The sequence below is a fragment of the Asanoa sp. WMMD1127 genome (assembly GCF_029626225.1).
Lineage (GTDB): Bacteria > Actinomycetota > Actinomycetes > Mycobacteriales > Micromonosporaceae > Asanoa.
In genome coordinates this window covers 5,380,685-5,396,463 of sequence record NZ_JARUBP010000001.1, presented here as the reverse complement: position 1 = coordinate 5,396,463, position 15,779 = coordinate 5,380,685, and the positions used below count along the sequence as shown (strand labels likewise).

14 protein-coding genes are annotated in these 15,779 nt (G+C 72.9%); 9 read left to right on the top strand and 5 right to left on the bottom strand.

Going from position 1 to position 15,779, the window contains the following annotated elements; all coding sequences use genetic code 11:
• Nucleotides 1–6: 6 nt before the first annotated feature.
• The 5 genes from dhaL to O7635_RS25740 all read right to left on the bottom strand — a co-directional run bounded on the left by dhaL (nt 7) and on the right by O7635_RS25740 (nt 5,084).
• Nucleotides 7–645 (bottom strand): dihydroxyacetone kinase subunit DhaL, encoded by a 639-nt coding sequence (dhaL, locus tag O7635_RS25760; RefSeq protein WP_278083044.1) that lies wholly within the window; start codon nt 643–645, stop codon nt 7–9.
• On the bottom strand, nt 642–1,421 hold the full coding sequence (locus tag O7635_RS25755) for an HAD-IA family hydrolase (protein WP_278083043.1): 780 nt from the start codon (nt 1,419–1,421) through the stop codon (nt 642–644). Before O7635_RS25755 ends, dhaL begins: the two co-directional genes overlap by 4 nt.
• Entirely contained in the window at nt 1,418–2,278 is an 861-nt protein-coding gene (locus O7635_RS25750; protein WP_278083042.1) for a class II fructose-bisphosphate aldolase, read from the bottom strand. Before O7635_RS25750 ends, O7635_RS25755 begins: the two co-directional genes overlap by 4 nt.
• A gap of 71 nt (nt 2,279–2,349) precedes the next feature.
• Nucleotides 2,350–4,062 (bottom strand): GAF domain-containing protein, encoded by a 1,713-nt coding sequence (locus O7635_RS25745; RefSeq protein WP_278083041.1) that lies wholly within the window; start codon nt 4,060–4,062, stop codon nt 2,350–2,352.
• 119 nt (nt 4,063–4,181) lie between these two features.
• Complete coding sequence (locus tag O7635_RS25740) at nt 4,182–5,084, bottom strand: AraC family transcriptional regulator (RefSeq protein WP_278083040.1); 903 nt, start codon at nt 5,082–5,084, stop codon at nt 4,182–4,184.
• 121 nt (nt 5,085–5,205) lie between these two features.
• On the opposite strand from O7635_RS25740, the gene O7635_RS25735 reads away from it, so the two are divergent.
• From O7635_RS25735 to O7635_RS25695, 9 genes are all read left to right on the top strand, one after another.
• Complete coding sequence (locus tag O7635_RS25735; protein ID WP_278083039.1) at nt 5,206–5,481, top strand: antibiotic biosynthesis monooxygenase; 276 nt, start codon at nt 5,206–5,208, stop codon at nt 5,479–5,481.
• Nucleotides 5,481–6,428, top strand: a complete 948-nt coding sequence (locus O7635_RS25730; protein ID WP_278083038.1) for an alpha/beta hydrolase — start codon at nt 5,481–5,483, stop codon at nt 6,426–6,428. Before O7635_RS25735 ends, O7635_RS25730 begins: the two co-directional genes overlap by 1 nt.
• Before the next feature lie 262 nt (nt 6,429–6,690).
• The gene (locus O7635_RS25725; RefSeq protein ID WP_278083037.1) at nt 6,691–8,838 is read left to right on the top strand and encodes a SulP family inorganic anion transporter; all 2,148 of its coding nucleotides are present in this window, start codon (nt 6,691–6,693) and stop codon (nt 8,836–8,838) included.
• A 187-nt stretch (nt 8,839–9,025) separates the two neighbouring features.
• Complete coding sequence (locus O7635_RS25720) at nt 9,026–10,213, top strand: ROK family transcriptional regulator (protein ID WP_278083036.1); 1,188 nt, start codon at nt 9,026–9,028, stop codon at nt 10,211–10,213.
• 151 nt (nt 10,214–10,364) lie between these two features.
• On the top strand, nt 10,365–11,489 hold the full coding sequence (locus tag O7635_RS25715; RefSeq protein WP_278083035.1) for a sugar ABC transporter substrate-binding protein: 1,125 nt from the start codon (nt 10,365–10,367) through the stop codon (nt 11,487–11,489).
• Nucleotides 11,486–13,036, top strand: a complete 1,551-nt coding sequence (locus O7635_RS25710; protein ID WP_278083034.1) for a sugar ABC transporter ATP-binding protein — start codon at nt 11,486–11,488, stop codon at nt 13,034–13,036. The genes O7635_RS25715 and O7635_RS25710 overlap by 4 nt, the downstream gene beginning before the upstream one ends.
• The gene (locus O7635_RS25705) at nt 13,029–13,961 is read left to right on the top strand and encodes an ABC transporter permease (RefSeq protein ID WP_278083033.1); all 933 of its coding nucleotides are present in this window, start codon (nt 13,029–13,031) and stop codon (nt 13,959–13,961) included. The genes O7635_RS25710 and O7635_RS25705 overlap by 8 nt, the downstream gene beginning before the upstream one ends.
• The gene (locus O7635_RS25700) at nt 13,958–14,914 is read left to right on the top strand and encodes an ABC transporter permease (RefSeq protein ID WP_278083032.1); all 957 of its coding nucleotides are present in this window, start codon (nt 13,958–13,960) and stop codon (nt 14,912–14,914) included. The genes O7635_RS25705 and O7635_RS25700 overlap by 4 nt, the downstream gene beginning before the upstream one ends.
• Nucleotides 14,907–15,752 carry an SMP-30/gluconolactonase/LRE family protein gene (locus O7635_RS25695; RefSeq protein WP_278083031.1) on the top strand — a complete coding sequence of 282 codons (846 nt, stop codon included), beginning with the start codon at nt 14,907–14,909 and terminating at the stop codon, nt 15,750–15,752. The genes O7635_RS25700 and O7635_RS25695 overlap by 8 nt, the downstream gene beginning before the upstream one ends.
• Nucleotides 15,753–15,779 lie beyond the last annotated feature (27 nt).

Genomic DNA, 15,779 nt, shown 5'->3' with positions numbered 1-15,779 from the left:
TTCCCTTCAGAGTCCGGCGGGCCAGGTCTCGGCCAGGGCTTCGAGGATCACGGCGACGGCGGTGGCGCCCGGGTCGACGCTGCCGATGCTGCGCTCGCCGGTGTACGCGGCCCGCCCGCGCCGGGCCTGCAGCTTGGCGGTCTCGTCGGCGCTCGCCCGCGCCACGGCCGCGGCCGCCCGGACCGTCGTCGGCCCGTCGCTGCCGGCCTCGACCTGCCGCTCGATCTCGTCGGTGGCCGGGACGAGCGCGTCGAGCAACGTCTTGTCGCCGAGGCTGGCGTTGCCGCGGGCCTGGATGCCCTCGATCGCCGCGCGCAGCATGGCGACGGCGGTCGCACCGTCCGCTTCGGACTTTCCACTCGCGACGGTCGCCGCGCGCAGGAAGGCGGTGCCCCACAGCGGGCCGGAGGTGCCGCCGATCCGGCCGGTGACGACCACCGCGACCTTGCGCAGGAAGGTGGCCGCGTCGGCGCGGTCGAACCCGTCCCAGTCGCGGACGACGAGCTCGAAGCCGCGGGCGAGCGAGTAGCCGAAGTCGCCGTCGCCGACGACCGCGTCCAGGTCGCCGAAGTACTTCTCGTTGGCCACGGCGGTCTGCGCGATCGTCCGCGTGACGAACTCGACCGGCAGCAGCAGTTCGGTCATCGCCTGTCCCCTTCGAAGACGGCCGCGAGGTCGGCCAGCGTCACGTACGGACCGGGCCGCGCCGGACTGTCGTTGGCGAGCACGGTGATCGGCGCGGCGCCGGGGTCGCCGAGCGAGTCGACCACGAACGCGGCGCCGGTGAAGTCCTCGTCGGCCGTGTAGCCGTTGACCGTGACCACGCACGGGATCCCGGCCGTGTGCGCGGCCACGAGCCCGTTGTGCGAGTCCTCGACGACGACCGCCTCCTCCGGCGGGATGCCGAGCCGGTCGAGCGCGAGGAGGTAGATGTCGGGCGCCGGCTTCTTGTGCGGCACGACGTCGCCGGCGAGTACCGTGAAGTCCCTGGCCCGCTCCGCGCCGACGTCGTGCTCCACCACGGCCCGCACCGACTTCTCGGCCGAGGTGGACGCGACCACCAGCGGCCAGCCCGCCTCGTGGGCCTCCTCGACGACCCGCGCGACGCCGGGCCGGGCCGGCAGCTTCCCGGCCGCCACCATGGCCGTGTAGATCTCGGTCTTGCGGCGGTGCCACGCGGCGACCGCCTCGGCCTGGCCCTCCGGATCGGTGGGCAGGCCGGCCTCCGCGACGAACTCGGGCGTCAGCAGGCTGCGCATGCGCTCCTTGCCGCCGCCGATGGCGAGCTTGCGGCCGTACTCCTCCTCGCTCCAGCGCACCGGCAGGCCGAACTCCTCGAACGTCTGGTTGAACGCCGGCAGGTGGCCGTAGCGCTCGGTGTCGGCCAGGACGCCGTCGCAGTCGAAGATGAGCGCGGTCACCAGGCCCGCCCCGCGCTGCCGAAGCGGTCGACGTAGCCGGCGGTCATCGCGGTGACGTCGGCGGCCACGTGCCGGAACAGCGACGGCGGGTCCCACTTGCCGCGCTCCTCGGCCTCGCGCAGGAAGGCCAGGTTCGACTGCATGTAGGTCACCTTGAGGGCGGTCGACACGTTCACCTTGGCGCAGCCGCGGGCGATCAGGTCCTTGAACTGCTCGTCGCGCAGTCCGGTGCCGCCGTGCAGCGCGATCGGCACGCCGGTCGCGGCGACCAGGTCGCTGACCCGCTGGCCGTCGAGGTCGGGGGCCGACGAGTAGACGCCGTGCGCGTTGCCGATCGACGGCGCGAACACGTCCACGCCGGACGTCCGGACGAAGTGGACGGACACGTCGAGCGACTCGCGCTTGGACGCCTCGTCGGAGCCGACGTCGTCCTCGACACCCTTGATGGCCTCGATCTCGCCCTCGACGTGGGCGCCGTGCGCGCGGGCCTCCGCGGCCACCTCGATGACCTGGCGCAGGTTCTCCTCGACGGGCAGGGTCGAGCCGTCGAAGAGCACCGAGTTCCAGCCCTTGTCCAGACACTCTGTGATCACCGCGCGCTCCGGGCAGTGGTCGAGGTGGAGGCAGGCGGGCACCTCGATGCCGGCGGTCATCGCCCTCCACATCGCGAACAGCACGTCGGAGCCGATGGACTTCACCGTCTTGACCGACGTCTGGACGATGATGGGCGATCGTCGCTCCACCGCGCCGGCCAGCACGCTCTCCAGCGTCAGGTCGTTGACGATGTTGATCGCGGGGACGCCGTACCCGTCGCGCATCGCCCGGTCGACGATCTCCTTGAGCGGCACCACACCCATGAGTGCGACGCTAGAGGCGCGGCGGGGCCGGCAGCATCAGGGAAAACACTCCCACGGAATGGGGAACGTCCCTACCCCGCGCGGCGGCCGCGGGCGATCAGCTCGGCGCGGCCCCGGCAACCGGTCTTGCGGAGCACCGCCCCGACGTGCTTCTCCACGGTCTTGACCGCGATGGTGAGCCGGGCGGCGATCATCTTGTCGGACAGGCCCTGGCCGAGCAGCGCGTAGACCTCGAGCTCGCGAGCGGTGAGGCCGGACGGGTTGGCGTTGCTGGTGAGGCGGCCCGCCCAGATGCCGTGGTCCGGCACCAGCGACTCGCCGCGGGAGGCGGCCACGACCGCCCGGGCCAGGGTCGGGCCGTCGGCGGTCGTCTCGACGCAGCCGTGCGCCCCAGCGAGCAGGGCCTCGGCGACGGCGTGCTGGTCACCGGCGGGGCAGATCGCGACCACGGCCGCGCTGATCCTCCTGACGGCGTCGGCCTGGTCGGCGACGTCCGGGCCCACCACGACGACGTCCGGGTCGTACGCGGCGAGCGCGCCGCCCGCGCCGGCCACCTCGCCGACGACGGCCACGGATTGGCCCGACCAGGCGAGCAGGCGGGATATCCCGGCGCGGGTCAGCGGTTGGGCCGCGACGACGAGCACGTCGATGCGGTCACTCGCGGCTCCGGCCGTCCGCTGGTAGGGGAACGAGGCCCGCACGATGGTGCCCCAGCCCGGCACCGACTCGACGGTGGCGGACCCGCCGACGCTGCCGGCCAGCTCGGCCATCCGGCGCAGCCCGAGCCCGGCCCGTTGGTCGCCGGCGTCGAGCTCGAAGCCCTGACCGTCGTCCTGCACGAGCAACGCCAGCGCGGCCGAGTTGTAGACCAGCCCGAGCCGGATCGTCGAGGCGCCGGAGTGCCGGACGATGTTGGACACCGCCTCCTGCGCGACGCTCAGCACGTGCTCGGCGAGCGCCGGATCCAGCGGCACGGGCGCGCCGGCGATCACCAACCGCGCGTCGGCGCCCCGCGCCCGCCGCGCCCAGCCGAGCTCGGCGCGCAACGCGTCCTCGAGGGTCCGATCCTCCAATGGGGAGTGTCCGGCCGCGCCGAGCGAACGGCGTACCTCGGTCATCGTGCTCTCGGCCTCCGCCCGCGCCCGCCGCAGGTGCCCGGTGACGGCGGCCGGCGCGCACCGCTCGGCCTGCTCCAGCTCGGCGTTGAGGTCGACGAGTCCCTTGTCGAGCAGGCCCTGCACCTCGACGAGGAGCCGCTCCCGTTCGGCGCCGGCGGCCTGCAGGCGGGCCCGCTCCTCGGCGGCCTCGTGCGAGCCGGCGTTGACCAGCGCGACGGCGGCGTGCCGGGCGAACGCGCGCAGCAGCTCGGCGTCCTGGTCGGTGAAGACGCGGCCCTCGACGCGGCTGAACACGACGCAGGCGGCGATGATCCGGCCGTGCCACTCGATCGGCACGCCGATGACGCCGCGCAGGGTCGCCCGGTCGGACTCGCCGACATGGCCGCCGGGGACGTCGGCGTAGCGGTCGTAGCGGACGGGAGCGCGCCGGCGGACGACCTCGCCGGTCATCCCCTCGCTCAGCGGGAACACCCGGCCGGGCTGGCACGTGACGCCGACCTCGGCCTCCTTGCGGTAGGTGCCGGCCGCCTCGTCGACGCTGGAGACCGACCCGGCGTCACCGCCGAGCAGCTCGACACAGCGGCGGAGGATGCGCTCGAGCAGCGGCCGGGACAACAGCTCGCCGGCCAGATCCTCGGCGATCGCCTCCAGCCGCCCGTCGCTCACACCACTACCCCCAGCTTTCCCGCCGGCCACGCTGGACGCTGGACACTCCGGTCGCCGGCGGAACGGCTCCCTCCTCGATCGTCGTCCCGGATCGGGGCCGCGTGCAACCGAAACGGCGGCTACAGCAGGGCGGGAGCGGTGTCGCGGGCCCGTACGCGTGGTGTGTCCTGGCTCGGCGGCGTGCCGAACTGGCGGCGGTATTCGCGGCTGAACTGGCTCGGGCTGTCGTAGCCGACGCGCCGGCTCACCCCGGTGACGTCGGTCGGGCGCGCGGCGAGCAGGAGCCGGGCCTCCTGGAGCCGGATCTGCTTCTGGAACTGGATCGGGCTGGTCGCGGTGACGGACTGGAAGTTGCGGTGGAACGCGGAGACGCTCATGCCGGCCAGGCGCGCGAGGTCGTCGACGCGGAAGGGTTCCGCGTAGTGCTCGCGGATCCAGCGCACGGCGCGGGCGATGTGGCTCAGGTGGCTGTCGGCGAGGCCGAGCTGGCGCACCACGGCGCCCTGGTCGCTGGTGATCAGCCGCCACAGGATCTCGCGTTTGACCAGTGGGGCGAGCACGGCGGCGTCGCGCGGGCGCTCGAGCAGGCGCACGAGCCGGATCACCGCGTCGACCATCTCCTCGGAGGCGTCGCTGACGGCTAGCCCCGACGGCGCGGTGGTGCCGCCGGCCGACGGGAGATCGCCGGGCGCGGCACTGAGCAGCAGCTCGGCGACCGCCTCCGGGCGCAAAATCAGGCCGAAGCCCAGCGCCGGCCGCTCGGGGCTGGCCGCGATGAAGTGGCCGGTCACCGGCAGGTCGACGGAAGCGACGAGGAACTGGCCCGCGCCGTACTCGTAGACCCGGTCCCCGAGCGCGATCCGCTTGGCGCCCTGCGCGATCAGCGCCAACACCGTGCCGGACATCGAGGGCGCGGACGGGTGCGACCGGTCGACCCTCGAGATCAGCACGTCGTCGATGGCGGTGGTCATGTCGGGGCGGGCATGCCGGGCGAGCAGGTCGCGCAGCGCGGTGATGCTCATGACCCGATCCTCCCTCGCTCAGCAGGATCAGGCAAGCAATCAGGAGCATAGCCCTAACGTTTCGCCTACTCACACTGCTTCCATTGGGAGCATGAATGTCAACCACGGCTTTCGCGCCGCAATGACCGCGCAACCCGGCAAGGCGGCCGAGCTGATCGCCCTGCTGCTCGACGCCCCGTCCCTGACTCACGAGGACTGCGTCGTGTTCCTCGTCGGCCGGTCGGCCGGCAACCCCGACGTCGTCTACGTGACCGAGGGCTGGACCAGCCAGGAGGCGCACGCGGCGTTCTTCGCGAGCGCGCCGGCACAGGCCCTGGTGGCCAGGCTGCAGCCGTTGCTGACCGGCGACTCGGACTACGTCGACGAGGTGCCCGTCGGCGGGAAGGCGGCGTTCTGATGGCCCGCCCCGACCTCGACCCGGACCTGCGGGCGCTGATCGCCGACCTGCCGATGGTGTCCCGCCTCGACGACGAGACGCTCGCCCAGATCCGCCCGTACGCCTCGGCGCCGGTCGAGCCGTTGCTCGCCGGACTCGCCGTCTCGCGCCGCGAGGTCACCGTCCCGGCCGGCGACGGCGCGCTCGTCCCGCTGTCCGTCATCAGCCCGGTCGGCGCCACCGCCGCACCGTGCGTCTACTGGATCCACGGCGGCGGCATGGTGATGGGCGACCGCTACTCGCAGATCGACATCCCGCTCGACTGGCTGCGCGAGCTCGGCGCGGTGGTGGTCTCGGTCGACTACCGGTTGGCGCCCGAGGCGACCGGCACGACACTGGTCGACGACTGCTACGCCGGTCTCTCCTGGGTCGCCGCGCACGCCGCCGAGCTCGGCGTCGACCCGACCCGCGTCATCGTGGCCGGGGCCAGTGCCGGCGGTGGCCTCGCCGCCGGGGTCACGCTGCTGGCCCGCGACCGTGGCAACCCGGCGATCGCCGCGCAGGTGCTGATCGGCCCGATGCTCGACCACCGCAACAACAGCGTCTCCGCCCGGCAGTACTCGGGCGCGCCCGGCGTCTGGACCGGCGAGATGAACGCGTACGGCTGGCGCTCGCTACTGGGCGACAACCCGTCCGACGTTCCGGCGTACGTGTCCCCCGCGCTGGCCGACGACCTGTCCGGACTGCCCACCACCTACATCGACGCCGGCTCGGCCGAGGTCTTCCGCGACGAGGACGTCGCCTACGCCGGCCGCATCTGGGCGGCGGGCGGCCAGGCCGAACTGCACGTCTGGGCGGGTGGCTTCCACGGCTTCGACGCCCTGCACCCGCAGGCGCCGATCTCGGCGGCCGCGCGCCGGGCCCGCACCGCGTGGCTGGCCCGGCTGCTGGCGACGAAGGATCAGTGACCGTATCGCGCGAGGTACGCCCGGGCCCGTCGGCCGTCCCGGGCGTACCGCAGGCCCGCGACGCAGACCAGGACGCCCAGCACGACGTTGGCCGGGGCGAAGACCGCAACGACGCGTCGGGATTGTGCAGCACGAGCGCGAAGCGGGTCACCGACACCAGCAGCGCGGCCAGCCCCGGGTCGACCCCGCCAATCACCGACTCTCAGGAACGTCCCAGGCCCAGATGTTCCGCCGTAACGGACAAATCGGGCATGCTGTCGTCATGATCCGATCGGCGCTCCGGCACGACGTACCCGCCTCCGTGGTGGTGTTCCTGATCGCGATCCCGCTGTCGCTGGGCATCGCCGCGGCGTCCGGTGCGCCGTTGTTCGCCGGGCTGATCGCCGCGGTGGTCGGTGGTGTCGTGGCCGGCGCCATCAGCGGCGCGCCCCTGCAGGTCAGCGGGCCCGCCGCCGGCCTGACCGTGATCGTCGCCGGCACCGTGGCGGAGTTCGGCTGGGCGGGCACCGTGGCCGTCGTCGCGCTGGCCGGCGCCCTGCAGGTCGGGCTCGGCCTCAGCCGGCTCGGGCGGGCGGCCCTGTCGCTCTCGCCGGCCGTCGTACACGGGATGTTGGCCGGCATCGGGGTCGTGATCGTGATCGGCCAGGTGCACGTCGTGCTCGGCGGCGCGGCGCTGAGCTCGCCCCTGGCCAACCTGCGCGACCTGCCGCGGCAGGCGCTCGGCCATCACGACGCGTCGGTGCTGATCGGCGTGCTGACGATGGTGGTCCTCGTGGTCTGGCCCCGGCTCGTCAAGACGTCGCTGCTGCCGGCCGCCCTGGTGGCCGTCGCCGCCGCCACCGCGCTGTCCACTGTGGCCTATCTCGACCTGCCGCGGGTCACGCTGCCCGACGCGCCGCTGAGCCAGCTGACCCTGCCGCGATGGCCGGACGCTCCCCTTACCGAGGTGGCGATGGCGGTCGTCACGATCGCCCTGGTGGCCAGCGTGGAGTCGCTGCTGTCGGCGGTGGCGGTCGACAAGCTGCACGACGGTACGCGGGCCAACCTCGACCAGGAGCTCGTGGCGCAGGGCACGGCCAACATGGTGTCCGGCGCGCTCGGCGGCCTCCCGGTCACCGGCGTCATCGTGCGCAGCTCGGCCAACGTGGCCGCCGGCGCCCGGTCCCGGGCCTCGGCCGTGCTGCACGGCCTGTGGATCGCGGTCTTCGCGCTGGCCTTCACCGACGTGCTCGAGCTGATCCCGATGTCGGCGCTGGCCGCCGTCCTGGTGGTCGTGGGCGTGCGCCTGGTCAGCCTGGCCCACCTGCGCACCTATGCCCGGCACCGGGAGCTGCCGGTCTATCTCGTCACCGCGGTCGGCGTCGTGGTCACCGATCTGATGGTCGGCGTGGCCGCCGGCATCGGCGTCGCCGTGGTGCTCACGCTCTTCCGGTTGGCCCGCTGCGACATCCGCCGGGCGGAACGCGAGCCGGGCCAGTGGGCGGTCACCATCACGGGCACGCTGGCGTTCGTCGCCGCCGGCCGGCTCGCCCGCGAGCTGTCCGCGGTGCCGCCGGGGCAGACCGTCGAGCTCGACCTGCACCTGGACTATCTCGACCACGGCGCGTTCGAGGCGATCGAGGACTGGCGGCAGGCGTACGAGCGCGGCGGCGGCGAGGTGCGGATCCACGAGGTCCAGCGGGGGTGGCTGCACCGCGCGCACTCGGGCCGGCTCGGTGCCGGGAAGAGCACGCCGCCGCACCTGCCACGGTTCATCGCGTCGTGGTCGCAGTGGCAGGCCGTACACGCCGCGGGGTTGTCGCCGGCCGACCGGCCGGTCCGCGCCATGGCGGCGGGCATCGACGAGTTCCAGCGCTCGGTCGCGCCGCTCGTCCGCCCGCACCTGGCCGACCTGGCGGCCAAGGGTCAACGGCCGCAGCAGCTCTTCATCACCTGCGCCGACTCGCGGGTCGTGCCCAACCTCATCACGGCTAGCGGACCCGGCGACCTGTTCTGCGTCCGCAACATCGGCAACATCGTGCCGCCGCACGGCGCGGGCGACCATTCCGTCGGCGCCGCCGTCGAGTACGCCGTGGACGTGTTGGGCATCGCCACCATCACCGTCTGCGGTCACTCCGCCTGTGGGGCGGTGCGGGCGCTGATGGCGGACTCGACCGAACCGGACGCGGCGCTCGGCCAGTGGCTGCGGCACGCCGGTCACGTGGCTGTCGCGGGCGACGAGCAGGAGCACTGCCTGGCCAACATCCGCCGGCAGCTCGATCACCTGCGCACCTATCCGAGCGTCCGCCGGGCCTCGGCCGCCGGCCGGCTCCGCCTGGTCGGCATGTACTTCGACATCGCCAAGGCCGACATGCACGTGGTGACCGATGCGGCGCACGACGAGGGCGGCCGGCCGTTCGTCGGCGCGTAACCGTCAATAGCGCGTACCGGATCGCGCTCTCTGCCTGAGGATTCTGCCTGGATCGGCCCGAAGCGCAGCGATCCATTTTGAATAGACCAGCCAAAATGAAGGCCGATTTCGCGCTAACCGCGCCGCAGTATTGACTGCTATCGGCATTCGCCTCGATACTCGGTCCCACCTTGAGGGAAGAGGTGCGATGTCGTCTCCCGTCCCGTCCGCGCAGCGCTCGGCCAACCGTGCCCGGGTGGTCCGCGCGTTGCGGGAGCGGGGGGCACTGAGCCGGCGGGCGCTGACCGAGATCGGGTTGTCGCGCTCCACCGTCAAGAGCGTCATCGAGGAGCTGCTCGACGACGGCACGATCAGGGAGGTGTCCGGCGGCGACCGGCCGGTGGGCACCGGGCGGCCACCCACGCTCGTCGGGCTCAAGGGCGACCTCGGCGTGGCGGTGGGCATCGAGATCGCCAACGGCGTCGTCCGGGCCGGCATCTGCGACACCGCCCAGGACCTCCTCCTGCACGACGCGGTGCCGGTGGACGACCACACCCCGCCGGAGGCGACGCTCATGACGGCCGCCACCCTGGTCGGCGCCATGCTCGACCGGCTGGGGATCGGCAAGGACCGCGTGCTCGGCGTCGGGGTCGCGATGCCGGGTCCGATCCAGCGCAACACCGGTGTCAACGGCCGAGCGACGACGCTCAAGCCGTGGGTCAACGTCAACCCGCAGGCGACCGCGGCCGGGGTGTTGCGGCTGCCCCTCGTGGTCGGCAACGACGCCAACTTCGCCGCGCTCGCCGAGACCACCTGGGGCGTCGCCCGCGGCATGCGGGACATCGCCTACGTCTACACGGCGTCGGGCATCGGCGTCGGGTTCATCCTCGGCGGCGCCCTCTACGTGGGCGCCAACGGCACCGCGGGCGAGCTCGGCCACACGACGATCGACGAGAACGGCGAGGTCTGCCAGTGCGGCGGCCGCGGGTGCCTCAACACCCTGGCCAACGCCGACTCGATCACCCGCAAGCTGTGGCGCAGCCACCACGACCGGCTCTCGATCGCCGACGTGATCCGGATGGCCCAGCTGGGCGATGTCGGCTGCCGGCGGGTGATCGCCGACGCCGGCCGGCACATCGGCCTGGCCGCCGCCAACATGTACAACCTGCTCGACCCGGAGCTGATCGTCCTCGGCGGCAACCTCGCCGCCGCGGGCGAGATCCTGCTGGCTCCGTTGCGCGAATCGATGGCCCGGCGTGCGATCCACGCCGGGGAAGTGCTGCCTCCGGTCGTCGTCGGCGCGTTGGACGAGCACAGCGTGGTCGTCCTGGGCGCCGCGGCGGCGGTGCTGCGGGACGCCGACCGGTTTCCCCTGCCCACCCACCCCACGAGATAGCGCCCCAGAACGGCCAGGGCCGCGAAGCCCTGGCCGCCCAGCCACACGCCAGTGCGGGGCACTCACACCACACCTGGCCGGCGGTTGCAGCCGCTGACCAGACCTCGAGCGCCGCGGGTCGGACCCGCCGCGCCTTCACGGTGGAGCAACCATGAATCTACCTCGACACCCCACGGCCCGCGCCGTGCTCACGGCCGTCGCCGCGGCCTCGCTGCTGCTCGCCGGCGCGTGCAGCGACGCCGGCAGTCCCGCCGCGACCGGCAACGGCGCGGCCGGCGACGGCGGCAAGATCAAGATCGCTCTCTCCAACTCCTTCATCGGCAACCAGTGGCGCGTGGAGATGGAGAACGTCTACAAGGCGGCGTGCGCCATGCCGCCGTACGTCGATGAGGTCGAGTGCAGCGTCTACAACGCCGGCAACGACGTCTCGACGCAGTCACGCCAGATCTCGAACCTCATCTCGCAGGGCGTCGACGCGATCGTCATCAACGCCGCCTCGACCAGCGGCCTCAACGGAGTGGTGCAGCAGGCCTGCGACCGCGGCATCGTGGTCGTCTCCTTCGACAACACCGTCGACAACCCGTGCGGCCTGACGGTCAACACCGACCAGGTCAAGTTCGGCCAGCAGCTCGCGCAGTTCATCGTCGACCAGCTCAAGGGCCAGGGCAACGTGGTGATGGTGACCGGCGTGGCCGGCACCGGCGCCGACAACGACCGCAACAAGGGCGCCAAGGAGGTGTTCGCGGCCAACCCCGGCATCAAGGTGGTCGCCACCTACACCGGCATGTGGGATTCGGCCACCGCCCAGCGCAACACCTCCGCCCAGCTGCCCAACCTGCCCAAGGTGGACGGTGTCTGGGTCTCCGGCGGCACCGACGGTGTCATCAAGGCGTTCGCCGCGGCCAACCGGCCCATGCCGGTCGTCGGTGGCGAGGCCGAGAACGGGTTCCGGAAGTTCATGGCCGGCCTGCTCACGCCCAAGGTGACCGGCATGTCGATCGGGCAACCGCCGTTCCTGTCGGTCATCTCGCTCGAGCTCGCCCGGGCCGTGGTGAAGGGCGAGCATCCCAGGGAGAGCATCACGATCCCGTTCCCGGTGGCCACGTCGGAGAACATGGTGCCCGGCGAGACGGTCTTCCCCGACCTGCCGGACAGCTTCTTCGCCGACTTCACCGACTCGGGACCCAACGCCACGGTCGTGCTCTGCCAGGAGGCGGCGACCGACGGCACGCCGTGCCCCGGCAAGACCCTCGACGTCAAGCTGGGCACGCCGTGACCGGGACCCCGTCGATGGCGCCGGCGCCGACGCGCTCGGACGCCGAGACCCTGGCGGTACGGGCATCCGGCGTCGACCGCGCCTTCGGCGGGGTCCAGGCGCTCCGGGACGCGTCGTTCGCGGCGCGTCCCGGCGAGATCCACGCGCTCGCCGGCGAGAACGGGGCCGGCAAGAGCACGCTCATCAAGGTCCTGTGTGGAGTGCTGAGCGCCGACCGCGGCACCGTCGAGATCTTCGGTACGGAGGTCAGCCGGCTGGTGCGGCCGGCCGCGCGGCGCCGGATGGGGGTGGCGACCGCGTTCCAGGAGTTGTCGCTGTTGCCGGACCTCACCGTGGCGGAGAACCTGCTGCTGGAGGATCCGCCGCGGGGGCCGCTCGGTCTGGTGCGGCGGAGCCGCCTGGCGCCGGTGGCCGAGGCGATCCTGCGCCGGTTCGGGGTGGACGACATCGACCCGCGGGCGACCGCCGCCGACCTGTCGGTCGCCCAACGGCAGGTGGTGGAGCTCGTGCGGGTGCTGGCCGCCGAGCCGCGGGTGGTCATCCTCGACGAGCCGACCGCGGCGCTGGCGGACAAGCAGGTCGAGTGGCTGGCCGGCCACATGCGGCGGCTGCGCGACGACGGCTGCTGTGTCATCTTCACCTCCCACCGCTGGCGGGAGATCGAGTCCCTCGCCGACCGGGTGACCGTCTTCCGCAACGGCGTTCACGTCGCCACCCGGCAGCGGCTCTCGGAGGCGGAGGCGGTCACGCTGATGAGCGGGCGGAGCTTCGCGGCGGCGTACCCGTCGATCGGCACCGGGCCCACGGACGAGAGTGCCCTGCGCGTCACCGGTCTCTCGGGCGGCCGCCTGCGCGGAGTCTCGTTCGACCTGCGCCGGGGCGAGATCCTGGGCATCGGCGGCCTCGCGGGCCAGGGGCAGCGGGACCTGTTCCTGAGCCTCTTCGGGGCGCGGCGGGCCGCCGGCGCCGTCTCCGTCGACGGCCGGCCGGTCAGCATCCGGTCGCCCAAGCACGCGGTCCGGGCCGGTGTCGGGATCGCCTACGTGCCCGAGGACCGCAAGGCGGAAGGGCTGTTCCTGCCGCTGTCGATCCGTGACAACATCGCCGCCGCCACCTTGTCGCGCCGGTCCAGGGGCGGCTTTGTCAACCGCGGCGTCGAACGGGCCGCGGTGGCGTCCATCGTGGACCGGCTCGCGATCGGCGCCGGGCGGTCCACCGGCCGCGCGGTCGACACCCTGTCGGGCGGCAATCAGCAGAAGGTGCTGATGGCCCGGTGGTTGCTCACCGACGCCCGGATCCTGCTGCTCTACGACGTCACGCGTGGCGTCGACGCGGCCACCAAGCACGACATCTACGAACTGGTCGGTCAGCTGGCCGCCGAGGGCCGGGCGATCCTCTACTACTCCAGCGAGACCGAGGAGATCGCCCACCTCTGCCATCGGGTGCTGGTGCTGCGCGAAGGCCGGGTGACGGCGGAGCTGGCCGGCCCGGTCGGCGACGCCGAGCGGATCGTCGCGGCGTCCATCAAGGAGGGTCACGATGCATGACGCGCTGCGCCGGGTCAGCCTCGGCTACCTCGTGCTGGCCGCGACCGCGGTCGCCTACCTCGTCGTCTACACCTCGCGGCTGGGCCGCTTCCCCAGCTCGTTCGACTACCTGTCGATCCTCAACACCACGCTGCCACTGGTGTTCGTGGCGCTCGGCCAGAGCCTGGTCGTGCTGACCGGCGGCATCGACCTGTCGGTGGGCGGCATCGTCAGCCTCTGTGTCGCGGTGACCGCCGCCACCTCGTCGGTTCCGTGGATGTTCGCGGTCCTGGCGCTCGGCGCCCTCTGTGGCGCGGTCAACGGCCTCGTCGTGGCCTACGGCCGGATCGCGCCGATCCTCACCACGCTGGCGACGCTGTCCATCTTCAGCGGACTCGCGTTGCGGGTGCTGCCGGTGCCCGGCGGCGCGATCCCGCGGGAGGTGCGGCTGGTGCTGACCAACCCGGCGGCCCCGACCGCCCTGATCTGGCTCGGCCTCGCGGTGGCCGGTTGGCTCGCGCTGCGCCGCACCCGGTTCGGCATGCGGGTCTACGCCGTCGGCAGCGACGAGAGCAGCGCTCGCGCGATCGGCGTGCCGGCGGCGGCCGTCAAGCTCAAGGTGTACGCGCTGTCCGGCCTGTGCAGCGCGCTCGCCGCCGTGTTCTACGTGTCCACGACGACGGCCGGTGATGCCAACGCCGGCACGCCGTTCATCCTCACCTCCATCGCCTCGGTCGTCGTCGGCGGCGTCGCGTTCACCGGCGGCCGCGGCACCGCGCTCGGCGCCGTCGCCGGCGCGGTCTCCCTGACGCTCGTCATCGACATCCTCTTCTTCGCCGGCATCGACCCGCTCTACCAGGCGCTGTTCCAGGGCCTGTTCCTGGTCGTCGCGGTGCTGCTCGGCACCGCCGGCGCCCTGGTCGCCCGCCGCCGGAGGCTGCCATGAGGCTCCCGACCGTCCTCGACTCCCCCGGCGCCCGGCGCATCTTCTACGCGCTCGGCGGCACCGTCGCCGTGCTGCTGGCCGGCGCGATCCTGCACCCCGGCTTCGCGTCCTGGTCGAGCCTGCGGGTGATGCTCGTCGTCGCCAGCTTCACCGGCTTCGTCGCGGCCGGGCAGATGCTCGTCGTGCTCGTCGGCGGCATCGACCTGTCGATCCCCTGGGTGCTCAACGGCGCGGCGATCGTGCTCACCACGTCGAGTCTCGGCCAGACCTCGCGAGCGCCGCTGGCGATCGCCCTCGCGCTCGGCGTCGGCGCGCTGGTCGGTCTGGGCAACGGCCTGGGCGTGGCGTGGCTCGGCGTGCCCGCGGTCGTCATGACGCTCGGCATGAACGGGGTCATGCAGGGCCTCACGCTCGGCCTCTCGAAGGGGCTGACCTGCGCGTCCTGCGGCTCGTACGCCCCGGAGCCGCTGCGCGGCCTGTTCTCCGGCGCGCTGCCCGCCCAGCTGTTCCTCTGGGCCGGGGTGGGCCTGTTCATGACGGTGCTCCTGACCCTGTCCACCTTCGGCCGCCGGGTCTACGCCGTCGGCGTCAACCCCCGCGCCGCCTTCCTGTCCGGTGTCGGCGTGCGGGGCGTGACCGTGGCGCTCTACACGCTCAGCGGCGTGTTCGCCGCGCTGGCCGGCATCGCGCTCGTCGCCTACGGCGGCCAGCCGTCGCTCGGACTCGGCGACCCGTACCTCTTCGAGTCGATCGCCGCCGTCGTGGTCGGCGGCGTCTCCATCCTCGGCGGCCGCGGCCATTACCTGGGTGTCATCGCCGGCTCGCTCACCCTGGTGGCCGTGACGACGTTCCTGCAGGCGCAACGCGTCCCCGAGTACGGCCGCCTGGTCATCTACGGCCTGGTCATCCTCGCCATCCTCTTCGCGTACGGCCGGGAGAAGGCTCATGACTGACGTGACGGTGCTGAGCGACATCCCGTGCACGCTCGGCGAGAGCGCGCTGTGGGACGGATCGCGGTTCTACTGGGTCGACATCCTCGAACGTCGCGTGCACGCGATGGCGTGGCCGGCCGGTCCCGTCGTGACCGTGGTGCTGCCGGACCTGGTCGGCAGCGTCGCCCTGCGCGCCGGTGGCGGCCTGGTCGCGGCGTTGCGGGACGCGATCGCGTTCTGCGACGTCGACGCGGGCACGGTCGAGGTCGTACGCGCCGTCGACACCCCACCCGGCACCCGCCTCAACGACGGCGCCGTCGACCCCTCGGGCGCGTTCTGGTTCGGCTCCATGGACATGGCGGAGCGGACGCCGAGCGGCTCGTTCTATCGCCTCGACGGTGCGCTGACGGTGCGGCGCGCGTTCGGCGGCATCGTGTGCTCCAACGGTCCGGCCTGGAGTCCGGACGGTTCGACGCTCTATCACGTCGACTCCACCGTCCGGCTGATCCGGGCCTATCCGGTCTCCCCTTCCGGCGACGTCGGACCGGGCCGGGTGTTCATGTCCGATGTGGACCACGACTGGTTCCCCGACGGCGTGACGGTGGACGCCCAGGGCTACGTCTGGAACTGCAAGTTCGGCGGCGCGCGGATCGTCCGCTACGCCCCGGACGGCACGGTCGACCGGGTCGTGCCCCTTCCGGTGGCCAACCCCACGCGCTGCGCGTTCGTCGGGCCGCACCTGGACCAGCTGGCGGTGACCTCGGCCCGCGTCGGCGGCGACCCGTCGCCGCTGGCCGGCCAGACCCTCCTGCTCAACCCCGGCGCCCGCGGCCTGGCCACGCCCCGGTTCGCCGGGTGACCGAACATGAGCGCGCGGGCCCGGACA

What these genes read in the sequence shown, in the direction of transcription:
- O7635_RS25715 (WP_278083035.1), top strand. Translation starts at nt 10,365, where the DNA reads ATGAATCTACCTCGACACCCCACGGCCCGCGCCGTGCTCACGGCCGTC.
- O7635_RS25725 (WP_278083037.1), top strand. Translation starts at nt 6,691, where the DNA reads ATGATCCGATCGGCGCTCCGGCACGACGTACCCGCCTCCGTGGTGGTG.
- O7635_RS25740 (WP_278083040.1), bottom strand. Translation starts at nt 5,084, where the DNA reads ATGAGCATCACCGCGCTGCGCGACCTGCTCGCCCGGCATGCCCGCCCC.
- O7635_RS25700 (WP_278083032.1), top strand. Translation starts at nt 13,958, where the DNA reads ATGAGGCTCCCGACCGTCCTCGACTCCCCCGGCGCCCGGCGCATCTTC.
- O7635_RS25695 (WP_278083031.1), top strand. Translation starts at nt 14,907, where the DNA reads ATGACTGACGTGACGGTGCTGAGCGACATCCCGTGCACGCTCGGCGAG.
- O7635_RS25750 (WP_278083042.1), bottom strand. Translation starts at nt 2,278, where the DNA reads ATGGGTGTGGTGCCGCTCAAGGAGATCGTCGACCGGGCGATGCGCGAC.
- O7635_RS25735 (WP_278083039.1), top strand. Translation starts at nt 5,206, where the DNA reads ATGACCGCGCAACCCGGCAAGGCGGCCGAGCTGATCGCCCTGCTGCTC.
- O7635_RS25730 (WP_278083038.1), top strand. Translation starts at nt 5,481, where the DNA reads ATGGCCCGCCCCGACCTCGACCCGGACCTGCGGGCGCTGATCGCCGAC.
- dhaL (WP_278083044.1), bottom strand. Translation starts at nt 645, where the DNA reads ATGACCGAACTGCTGCTGCCGGTCGAGTTCGTCACGCGGACGATCGCG.
- O7635_RS25705 (WP_278083033.1), top strand. Translation starts at nt 13,029, where the DNA reads ATGCATGACGCGCTGCGCCGGGTCAGCCTCGGCTACCTCGTGCTGGCC.
- O7635_RS25720 (WP_278083036.1), top strand. Translation starts at nt 9,026, where the DNA reads ATGTCGTCTCCCGTCCCGTCCGCGCAGCGCTCGGCCAACCGTGCCCGG.